General features: G+C 58.4%; 11 protein-coding genes. 6 read left to right on the forward strand and 5 right to left on the reverse strand.

All coding sequences use genetic code 11. From position 1 onward, the window contains the following. Window positions 1-376 precede the first annotated feature (376 nt). On the forward strand, window positions 377-2,398 hold the full coding sequence (locus ABSG47_RS18125; RefSeq protein ID WP_424171128.1) for a M3 family metallopeptidase: 2,022 nt from the start codon (window positions 377-379) through the stop codon (window positions 2,396-2,398). Then, the gene (locus ABSG47_RS18130; protein ID WP_424171130.1) at window positions 2,395-2,760 is read left to right on the forward strand and encodes an MmcQ/YjbR family DNA-binding protein; all 366 of its coding nucleotides are present in this window, start codon (window positions 2,395-2,397) and stop codon (window positions 2,758-2,760) included. Before ABSG47_RS18125 ends, ABSG47_RS18130 begins: the two co-directional genes overlap by 4 nt. Window positions 2,761-2,773: 13 nt before the next feature. Here ABSG47_RS18130 and ABSG47_RS18135 read toward each other — a convergent pair whose 3' ends face one another. Next, window positions 2,774-3,445, reverse strand: coding sequence for a hypothetical protein (locus ABSG47_RS18135; RefSeq protein ID WP_424171132.1), 672 nt, complete (start codon window positions 3,443-3,445; stop codon window positions 2,774-2,776). A gap of 328 nt (window positions 3,446-3,773) precedes the next feature. Between ABSG47_RS18135 and pgeF the strand changes: the two genes are divergently transcribed. After that, window positions 3,774-4,703, forward strand: a complete 930-nt coding sequence (gene pgeF / locus ABSG47_RS18140; RefSeq protein WP_424171134.1) for a peptidoglycan editing factor PgeF — start codon at window positions 3,774-3,776, stop codon at window positions 4,701-4,703. A gap of 40 nt (window positions 4,704-4,743) precedes the next feature. On the opposite strand, the gene ABSG47_RS18145 is transcribed toward pgeF, so the two are convergent. Further along, complete coding sequence (locus ABSG47_RS18145) at window positions 4,744-5,058, reverse strand: integration host factor subunit beta (RefSeq protein ID WP_424171136.1); 315 nt, start codon at window positions 5,056-5,058, stop codon at window positions 4,744-4,746. A gap of 223 nt (window positions 5,059-5,281) precedes the next feature. Here ABSG47_RS18145 and ABSG47_RS18150 point away from each other — a divergent pair, with 223 nt between their 5' ends. After that, entirely contained in the window at window positions 5,282-6,049 is a 768-nt protein-coding gene (locus ABSG47_RS18150; RefSeq protein WP_424171138.1) for a dolichyl-phosphate beta-glucosyltransferase, read from the forward strand. 164 nt (window positions 6,050-6,213) lie between these two features. Here the strand turns inward: ABSG47_RS18150 and ABSG47_RS18155 are convergent, their stop codons facing one another. Continuing rightward, a complete protein-coding gene (locus tag ABSG47_RS18155; protein WP_424171139.1) occupies window positions 6,214-6,582 on the reverse strand; it encodes a hypothetical protein in 369 nt (122 codons plus the stop codon). Between the two features lie 200 nt (window positions 6,583-6,782). Between ABSG47_RS18155 and ABSG47_RS18160 the strand changes: the two genes are divergently transcribed. Next, a complete protein-coding gene (locus tag ABSG47_RS18160) occupies window positions 6,783-7,148 on the forward strand; it encodes a hypothetical protein (protein WP_424171141.1) in 366 nt (121 codons plus the stop codon). Window positions 7,149-7,273: 125 nt separating this feature from the next. Continuing rightward, window positions 7,274-9,190, forward strand: coding sequence for a SpoIIE family protein phosphatase (locus ABSG47_RS18165; protein WP_424171143.1), 1,917 nt, complete (start codon window positions 7,274-7,276; stop codon window positions 9,188-9,190). A 4-nt stretch (window positions 9,191-9,194) separates the two neighbouring features. Here the strand turns inward: ABSG47_RS18165 and ABSG47_RS18170 are convergent, their stop codons facing one another. Beyond that, window positions 9,195-10,205, reverse strand: a complete 1,011-nt coding sequence (locus tag ABSG47_RS18170) for a Gfo/Idh/MocA family protein (RefSeq protein ID WP_424171145.1) — start codon at window positions 10,203-10,205, stop codon at window positions 9,195-9,197. Window positions 10,206-10,239: 34 nt separating this feature from the next. Then, the coding region (locus ABSG47_RS18175) for an ASPIC/UnbV domain-containing protein (protein ID WP_424171147.1) at window positions 10,240-10,479 on the reverse strand (240 nt) is incomplete at its 5' end.

Raw genomic sequence — 10,479 nt, forward strand, 5'->3', positions numbered from 1 at the left:
TCTTCAGCATGAGCGCGTTGACGATGGAGAAGATGGCTGTATTGGCGCCGATGGCGAGCGCCAGGGTGACGATGGTGGTGAGCGCAAAACCCGGATGGCGGCGCAACTGCCGCACGGCAAACTTCAGATTCTGGCCCAGCATGCTCATCGAAACTCCTCCCGCGGATTCCGTACATTAAGATGTTACAGTCTGTAACAATTAGACGGCCGAAATCTGAAACAGGCTAACTGCACTCCAGTACGCCAGAACTGAGCGCCGGGTTCCCTGTGCGCCTGCGTGGAAATGTTGTGCGTTCATGGACGGGCCCTACGGAACGCCGTTGGCGCGCGTGGCGCTCCGGTGTGGCAACCTAGAAGGTTGGAGGAAAGAAAGAAGATGTCAACTGATACCGTTGCTGCTTTGCTTGTGACTGAAGAGATTCATGCCTGGGATGCGGGCGGAGCCGAGTCCGCCGAGGCGCTGGACAAGTGGGTGAGCGCGCGGCTTGCGGCGCATGAGCAGGCGTTGGCCGCTCTGCTTGCGGTTCAGGGGCCGAGGACGCTGGAGAACACGCTGCGGCTGTATGACGCGGCGATTGAGCAGCTGAGCCTTGCGGGGTCGCAGGCGGGCGTACTGAATTCCGTGGCTGCCGATAAGGGTGTGCGCGATGCGGCGCAGATGGCTGTGCAGCGGGTCTCGATGGCGGGCGCTGCGCTAAGTCTGAATCGCGGCGTGTATGACGCGCTGGTTGCGATGGATGTGACTGGGGCGAGTGCGGCGACGAAGCATTATGTGGAGCGCTCGCTGCTGGGGTATCGGCTGGCCGGCGTGGACAAGGATGAGGCGACGCGCGTGCATCTGCAGTCGCTGCATGAGCAGGCGACGAAGCACTCGCTGGATTTCAGCAGGAACATCCAGGAGGGCGCGAAGACGATTGAGGCTGCGCCGCAGGAGCTTGTGGGTTTGCCTGCCGATTATCTGGCGCGTCATCCGGCGAATGCCGAGGGCAAGGTAACGATTTCAACGGATCAGCCCGACATGCAGCCGGTGATGACATTTGCGGCGAGCCAGGAGTTGCGGGAGCGGATGTTTGTGGCCTATAACACCAGGGCGTATCCCGCGAACAAGACGATTCTGGAGGATTTGCTGAAGACTCGGGCTGCGATTGCTACGGTGCTGGGTTTCAGAAGCTGGGCCGATCTGGCGACGGCGGACCAGATGATGGGTTCGGCGAAGAATGTGCGCGCGTTTCTGCACAAGCTGGATGAGGCAAGCCGTGAGGGCGCGAAGCGCGAGCACGAGATGATTCTGGAATTCGTGCGGCAGCAGCAGCCGGAAGTGGAAGAGATTGACATTACCAGCCGCGGCTATTGGTATGAACAATTCCGGCGGGCGAAGTTTGATTTTGATTCGCAATCTGTGCGGCCATATTTCCCGTATGCGCAGGTGGAAGCGGGTGTGCTCGCGACGGCTGCTCGGCTGTTCAAGGTGGAGTTCCGGGCATCGGATGATTCCGCGTGGGATAAGGCGGTGAAGGTCTTTGATGTGTTCGAGAACGGGGAACGCATCGGACGTTTTTATCTCGACATGCATCCGCGCGAGGGTAAAGACAAGTGGTTCTCTGCCGCGCCGGTGGTGACGGGTGTGCGTGGACGTTATCTGCCGGAGGCTTCGCTGATCTGTAATTTCCCTGGCGGCGAAGATGGTGACCCAGGTCTGATGCAGTACAACGACGTGGTGACATACTTCCACGAGTTCGGGCACCTGATGCATGCGATTCTGGGCGGTCATACGGAGTGGGCCGGGCTTTCAGGATTTGCGACGGAAGGTGATTTTATTGAGGTGCCTTCACAGATGCTGGAGGAGTTCTTCCGCGATGCGAAGCTGCTGCAGAGCTTTGCAAAGCACTACGAGACGGACGAAACGCTCCCCGCGGAACTTATCCAAAGGATGAAACGAGCCAGCTCGTTTGGCCGCGCGGATGGGATGCGTCAGCAGATTTACTACACTGCGATTTCGCTGAATCTGCATGATGAAGATCCGGCGCAGATCGATCTGGACAAGACGATTCACTCGCTCTACACGAGCCTGCTACCGTGGAAGTGGCTGGATGGCAACCGCATGTATGCGAGCTTTGGGCACCTCACCGGCTACTCGTCGAATTACTATACGTATGCCTTCGACAAGGTGATTGCGCTGGATTTTTTTGCACAGTTCGATCCGGAGAATCTGCTCGACGGTGACGCAGGCGCGCGGTATCGTAAAGCGGTGCTGGAGCAGGGCGGCTCGAAGCCTGGGCGGACGATGGTTCGCGATTTTCTGGGCCGGGATGAGGAGTTTGAGGCGTTTCAAAGATGGTTGGGCGAGGAATTCGAAACGGGCGAATTCGAAAGCGAGTTGGAGCCGGTGTTCGCTTGAACGTTGAGGATTTTCGGCGCATCGCGCTCAGCATGGACGGCGCGGAGGAAGGCTCGCACATGGGCGCGGCGGATTTCCGCGTAGGCGGGCGCATCTTTGCCACGCTGGCCATGCAGGACAAAGGCTACGGAAACCTGATGCTGACGCCGGAGGTTCAAGCGGGCTTTGTTGCCGAACAGCCGGAGGTGTTTCTACCGGTTTTTGGCGGCTGGGGACGCATGGGCGCTACGCATGTAGTGTTGGCCGCAGCCGATGAGGACCTGCTTAAAGGCGCTTTGCATGCCGCATGGAAACTGCGCGTGGAAAAGAACCACAAGCCTGCGAAGAAGCGTGCAGCAATAAAAAAACGAGTGGAAGATTGATGCGTAAATTGGCTCAAGCGCCGGGAGCCGAGATGACAAAAGAATTGAAGAAGCGCGTCACGTCCTGTTCGCGCCGCGCGCCGGCCGTGGGAAAGAGCGCCATCAGGATATAAAGCCGGCCTTTCGTTCCGGAGAGTTGCGTGTAGATCAACCGCGCATTTAGAACGCCGCCCGAGGCATTGCGCGCCAGAATCTCACGTCCCGGAGATACGCCGGCGACGATTCGGGTCTGGCTCATCAGCGTTGTCTGTGTGCGGTTCAGCATTCCATCCTGAGCCTGGTCCAGCGTGCGGTCGGGCACATTGTTGTTGATGCGCGCAATGGGCGGATTGTCCTGCCAGGTGATGGCGTAAACCGTATCGTCGCCGGAGGTTGACTCCAGCATCTTGACGGGTTCCGTGCCCCCGGTCTCATTGAAGGCCGGAGCCTCGGAATCTCGCGTGCCGGCGGGCAGTTCCACTGCAAAGCCATCCGCTGGCCGGGAGATGGACTGCCACTTCGCCTTCGACGGTTTCAGCGTGTTCAGGGCTTTACTGACGCCGCTGGCGCTTTCGCCCGCGCTCTCACCAGCGGAGCTGGCTCCGGGCATAAGTCCGATCCCCAGGCGCTGCCGGTCGCTGTACACCAGATACCCCGCGCCACCGATGACGATCAGCACAATCAAAATGTACGGCCAGTTCTTCACAACTATTAGAGTGCCAATCGCGCATCGCGCGTGCAACTGAAAAATGCTCTGTTTTCATACATTTTCGGGCTCGAGAAAAAATCCTTCCGGAAGTAGGGCAACCATTCCACAGGCGTTGTCGTCTTATTTAATAACAAGCAGAGGCTTCCCCGAACCATCACCCTCCAAGGTAGGAAACCATCCTCTTTGAAGGTCGCTTGCGACCTTCACCTCAATCCCCCCTTTCTGGATACCCCACCCCCAATGCCTCTGTAGCGGGCCTGCCGGAAGGCAGGCCCACAAGCTTTCTCCCGACTAAAACAATTTCTCTCCCGCTAGAATGAAGTGCATGCCTTCCCGCACTGCCACTGCCATTGCCCGCTCCGTTTCCGCGCGAGCGAAATCCACTCGTGCCGGCAATGGCGTCGAATGGGTTTCCGCGGCGGGCCTCAAGCGAATTACATGGCTGTGGCACGGCTTCAGCACACGGCGCGGCGGGGTGAGCACGGCGTATGCCGCAGAAGGCGAGCCAGCAGAGCTGAACCTGGGCTTTACAGCGGACGATACGCGCGAACATGTTCTGCGCAACCGCGAGCTCTTTGCCGAAGCCATTACCGGCAGCGCTTTCACACCGATGGTGACCATTCGACAGATTCATTCGAACGTGGTGGTGGTGGCGAATTCGTCGCATATCGGTCAACCATGCGAGGGAGACGGGCTGATGACAGATAAGCCCGGCCTGCTGCTTGGGGTTCTCACTGCCGATTGCACGCCGGTTCTGGTGGCTGACCGCAAGAGAAAGGCTGTTGCCGCCTTCCATGCCGGCTGGCGCGGCACGGTGAAGCGCATTGTGGAGAACGGTATTGGGCACATGCGGCTGGAGTTCGGCTCGCAGCCGGAGGATCTGGTCGCGGCGATCGGCCCGAGCATTGGACCGTGCTGCTACGCCGTGGGTGAGGAAGTGCTTTCGGAGTTCACCTCGCAGTTTGCCTATGCGCCGGAACTGTTTCACGAGGTCTATGGCTCAGACCCGGTGAAGCAGAAATACCCCATGCTGTTTCTCACACAGCGCGCTCCGGGGCACTCGCAGATGGGCCTCGGTTTGCATCTGAATGTAGCGGAAGCGAACCGGAGACAACTGCTCGATGCAGGGCTCAAACCGCGCAATATCAGTATGGTGGGCGGTTGCACCCGATGCCAGCCTGAGCTTTTCTTCTCGCACCGCGGCTCACAGGGCCGCGCGGGCCGGATGCTGAGCGTGATCGGCATCCGGGGCTGAATTTCGGCGCGTTTGTGTGCAAGCAGGAATGCAGTGTGGCTTACTGGGCCTTTTCCCCTTTAGACGCCGCTTCGGCCTCGCCTGGATTGACCAGGTCGCGCAGCTCCTTGGATGGCTTGAAGTAGGGCACACGCTTAGCGGGCACCTCGACGCGCTCGCCAGTCTTGGGGTTGCGCCCGATGCGGGGATTGCGCTGGCGGATGCGAAACGATCCGAATCCGCGAATCTCAATCTTGTCACCGGTCTGCAGGGCGTTGATCACCGACTCAAAGATGGTTTCGACGATCACTTCACCGTCGCGGCGGGTCAGATCTCCCAGGCCGGTTACTTTTTCTACAAGGTCCGCCTTCGTCATGCCTCGTTCGCCTCCGCTACCAAGCATACCCAAAATCGACGCACGGTGCGCGAAAAAGACGCGACTGCTGTGGATTTGACCTTTACGCATCAGTCATTTGGCGCGTAAGCGGGCGGAATGGAAGGTTTGGAAACGTTACGCAACCCCGCGCGTATATCATGTGCAAAGTATCCCCAGATTGCCTGGACAATCGCTTGCTCTGGGCCCAAAAGAGACTTCTCAGGTGACGCAGTACCCCAAATTCAGCATCGTTGTCCCGGCGTATAACGAACGGGCGCGTATTCTGCCGACGCTGGAGGCCGTGATAGCGGCTGTTCGCAGTCATGGATGGTTCGCGGAGGTCATCGTCGTCAACGATGGCTCTACCGACGAGACCGGCAGCCTGGTAAAAAAATTTGCTTTGACCGCTCCGGAAGTGCGGCTGATGGAGAACCCCGGCAACCGCGGCAAGGGTTACAGCGTTCGCTCAGGCCTGCTGCATGCGCTGGGAGAGGTGGTCATGTTTACGGATGCCGATCTCTCGGCGCCGATTGAGGAGGCGCAGCGGCTGTTTGACGCTATTGCGGCGGGCGCGGATATTGCCATTGGCTCGCGCTGGCTGGCAACCAGCCGCCAGACTCACCGCCAGCCGCTGTACCGGCAGATTTTTGGCCGCTGCTTCAATCTGCTGACCCGCGCCATAATGCGCCTGCCTTATGCGGATACGCAATGCGGCTTTAAGGCATTTACCCGCGAGGCCGCGCAGACTGTTTTTCAGTTGCAGACGATTGAGCGCTGGGGCTTCGATCCGGAGATACTCTTCATTGCACGCAAGCGCGGCTTCCGCGTGCAGGAAGTTTCTGTGAGCTGGGCGCATGACGCGCGCTCGCGCATCAGTTATTTGCGCGACGGCCTGCAGATGCTGAAGGAATTGGCGATTGTGCGCTGGAATGCGCTCATGGGGCGGTATGGCAAGAAGGTTACGATCATCGAAAGGCAGCGGGAAGGCTAGGGACGAGTGACGAAGGACGAGAGACGAGTTTGCGTCTAGCTCTTCCGGCTTCTTCGCCACACCAGCAAAACCGCAATCAGTACAAATGCGATTGCAGCGGTAGCGCGTCCCAACTCGATGTGCGGCATTGGATTTCCTCATCCAGATGTTTCAATCCCGCAGTTTCATTTCACGCGTGTCGCGGTCAACGCTTCTGTGGCAACATCTCCCACCTTGCGCGTGAACTTGATGGTATCGCCATCCATTTTGCCGGTATAAATGATTCGCAGCGCGTTGCCCTGAAAGTCCAGAGATTCGACAAAGCTGATGGAATCGCCATCCACCTTGCCTTCCGCAATGTCCGTGCTCCCGAACTGTTCGTTTACCGCTTTACCGGTCAGTTTCGTTCCGTCTACATGAAACTCGAATGTATATTTCTGCGGTCCAATTTGCGTGTCGAACTGTGCCGTCCATTTTCCGTTGAAATCACCGGCAAAGGCGGTGACAGCGGAGAGCAGAAAAAGCAATGCAAAAGCCCACAATTTGCGCATCATGCTTAGCCTCCGGGGAAAACAACGCTTTGGGCGGATCATATCACCGCGGCTGTATGTGCAGCTCTCGCCCTTGGGAGCAGGCGTGAATTTTGCCTGCCCTCTGTAACTTCCTGTACACTTTGCCCGTCATTCATAACAGGTATCCCACAGGACAGAACTGTACGATGCCCGCACTGAAATTCAGATCGGAGAACCGCAGTATGTTGAGAAAACTTGCTTTTGCGTTCCTGTTTGTCGCGCTCGGCACAGTAACCGCTTTTGCCGCCGATATTACCGGCAAATGGACCGCCACGGTGGAGACGCCCCGCGGAACCCAGAACCTCAGCTTCGATTTCCACGTGGACGGAGCCGCCCTTACCGGTAAGATCACCTCGCCGCGCGGCGACTCCGACATCAGCGACGGCAAGGTCGACGGCGATACCGTTACCTTCAACCAGACAGTGAACTTCAACGGCAACGACATGAAGATCGCTTACAAGGGAATGATCAGCGGCGACTCCATCAAATTTACCCGCACTGTGGGCGACCGCCCTCCGGCCGAGTTCACCGCGACACGCGCCAAATAACGCAATTTTCGAGCAGGCGTCCTTCCGGCTTCGAGTAATCTGGTAACCAGGTTTGCCGGGACGGGAGGATGCTGTTGAGGGTTCGCGCTTGCAGATTGCTGGTAATTGTTCTTGCAGCGCTCATATTGAGCCTTCCTCTCTATGCGCAGGCTCCGGTATTTGACGCCACGCGCCTGCGCGCGCCAAGTCAGCTTCATACGCAGTGCCTTGTTCACGCCGGCGATGACACGGCTTATGCCGATCCTGGTTTTGACGATTCGCACTGGATACCTTTCGATCCCAGCACATCCATTCAAAATATCTACGGCACCCGCAAGCCGGAGATTGTCTGGTATCGTCTGCGCGTGAAGGTTGACCCAGCGCAGGCGGATCTGGCGCTGGACGAGTTCGGCCTTGCCCGCGCCTTTGAGATTTACGCGAATGGCGAGCGCGTAATGGCAGTGGGGCGGATTGCGCCGTATCTTCCGTATACGACGGGCGCGCATGTGTTGGCGTCCATTCCCGGCCGGTTGCTCGCCTCCGGTACGCTGGTCCTTGCCCTGCGCGTGGTTATCAGTCCGGCGGAGTGGACTGACTCCGGTCCCGGCTACGACATAAACAACCTCACCATCGGCTCGGAGGCAACTATTGACCAGGCGAACTGGCTTGGGGTTGTCGGCGAAAATTGGCTGCAGGGGATCGTATATGTGCTGTATCTCGCGCTGGGCATCGTTGCGCTGGTACTTTTCTCCGCGCAGCGTACGCAGACCGAATACCTCTGGATTGCCGCCGTGTGCGCGCTGCAGGTCACCGAAGCGCCGATATTTGTCCTCACCCCGTTCATCAACATCCCGATGTATTTGCAATTATGGATCTCTGTGCTGCGCCTGTCCTCGCCCTGGATGTGGGGCGGGCTGTACTTTTCCTTCGTTGGAATGAAGATTGGCTGGCGCTGGCGCATCTATTTCATCCTTGCTGGAATCCTGAACGGATTCGGAGGGCTGGCGGACTGGATAGGCGGCGCAACGGCGCAGTACCAGCTTTTTACCAATCTTCCTTTCATCATTCTGCTCTCGGTCATCATTCCTGTCGTTCTAGCCCGTCGCTGGCGTAAAGGAAACCGCGAGGCCGGCATCCTGCTCATTCCCGCTATTCTTTTCAGCCTGTATATCTACTGCCTGCTGATCGGCGACACCATGGTGCAGCTCCGGTCTTCGCGGCAGGCAGGGCTTGATCTGATGCGGGCTGTCGATGGCATTCACGCGGGCCCATTCCGGATCTCCATCGGTGCGCTGTCCGATATTTTTTCCGTTATCGCACTGGGCGTCATCATTCTGCTGCGCTCTTCCCGCATGAGCCGCCGTCAGGCGCAGCTTGAGTCTGAGATGGAAGCCGCGCAACAGGTGCAGCAGGTTCTTGTTCCAGAGAGGACAGCTTCCGTGCCGGGCTTTGCCGTGGATGCGGTTTATCTACCAGCGCAGCAGGTTGGCGGCGACTTCTTCCAGGTGCTTCCTGCCGGGGATGGAGGGCTACTTGTAGTGGTGGGCGATGTGGCAGGCAAAGGATTGCCTGCGGCCATGCTCGTCTCCGCTCTGGTGGGCTCAATTCGCACAGCGGCAGACGATACGCATGCGCCGGAGGTGTTGCTGCATCGGCTGAACGAGCGCCTTGTGGGTAGAACGCAGGGAGGTTTTGCCACCGCGCTCGCCGCGTACATTGCGCCTAACGGCGCAATGACGATTGCGAATGCGGGCCATCTGCCGCCGTATCTGGACGGCAAGGAAATCGAGCTGCCCGGCGCGCTGCCGCTCGGCATCGCATCGCCGATCCATTACGAAACGCTCACGCTGCAAGTGCCTCCCGGCAGCCGTCTCACGTTTTACTCAGACGGCGTAATCGAGGCGCAGAATCCGAAGGGCGAACTCTTCGGATTCGATCGCAGCCGGGAGATTTCGACGCTGCAGGCAAGCAGGATTGCGGAGACGGCGCGGCGCTTCGGCCAACAGGACGACATCACTGTAGTGACGATTGAGCGCGAGCACCTGGCTGCCTCAGCTGCTTAGCGGTTCAAGACTGGATTGCGACCCAACTGCTCGTCTTCGCGGACTCGAAGATAGCTTCTATCACCTTCATGTTGGCAATCGCGTCTTCAAGCGGCACCGGCACTTCTCTATCGTCCAGAATTGCGCGCGAAAACGCATCGCCCTGCATCGTGTATTGATCGGCAACAGGAAATTCCTCGGTGACGATTCCGCTGCCGAAGAGTTCGCCGGTTTCATCGATGAAGATGCGTGTCGGGCGGTCCTTTGGCGCATTGAAAGGAATCTCCATCTCAATGCGGCCTTTTGTGCCGAAGAACTGCACACGCTGATATGGAACAAGCTGCGTGCTTGAGGTAAAAATCGCTTGTCCGCCGGCAAAGTCGATCACGGCTGAGGTCAGGCGATCGGTGCCAAAGTTCGGGTCTCGCTCGATCAGCCCAACAACGCGACGCGGCAGCTCGCCAAACCCAACCCGCGCCGCCTGAATGCAATAGCAGCCAATGTCGTAGAGCGCACCGCCGCCTGATTCGACATGATTGCGAATGTTTGTCGCATCAGCATTGAAGTAGCTGAAATGCGCGTTGACGGCGCGCAGAGTCCCAATGCGGTCACTGTGAATGAGTTCCGCCACGCGCAGCCACTGCGTATAACTGCGGATCATGAAGGCTTCGCCGATTTTGACGCGGGTGCGCGCACGAATGGCGAGCAGGGATTCGGCCTCCGCGACGGTGAGACTCAGAGGCTTTTCGCAGAGCACGTGCTTGCCTGCTTCGGCAGCCTTCGCTGTCCATGGCACATGCAGTTGGTTCGGGAGCGGATTGTAGATCGCATCAATTTCGGGATCGGCCAGCAGCTCTTCATAGCTTCCGTAAGCCTTTGCGATTCCCAGTTCGTTTGCTGCCTCGCGCGCTGTGACCGCATCCCTTGAGGCGATGGCGGTGACCTCGCAAAACTCGCCGGCCTGCATGCCGGGAATGACTTTTTTGACGCCGATTTTGGCAGTGCTCAACACGCCCCAACGGATTTTCTTTTCCATGAAAAAGATGATAGCTGTTCCGGCTTCAGTTCGATCAGTGCACCGCTGTCTCCGGCTCATCCACGCGGAGAATGCGATCGCCGGCAACATTTTTCAGTGTCTGAACGATGCCGCTTGGCCAGCGAATCTCTATCGATTGCGCAGCAGTGCTTTTTCCGAGCCCAAAGTGAGCCCGCGGATCACTTGAAGACAAATAGCCGCTCGATGTGGTGACCGTCTTCCACTGACTGCCTGTCGCCGTGGTCACCTGAATGACCGCGCCGATGCCGTCGCG

The sequence above is a fragment of the Occallatibacter sp. genome (assembly GCF_049510455.1).
Taxonomy (GTDB): Bacteria; Acidobacteriota; Terriglobia; order Terriglobales; family Acidobacteriaceae; genus Telmatobacter.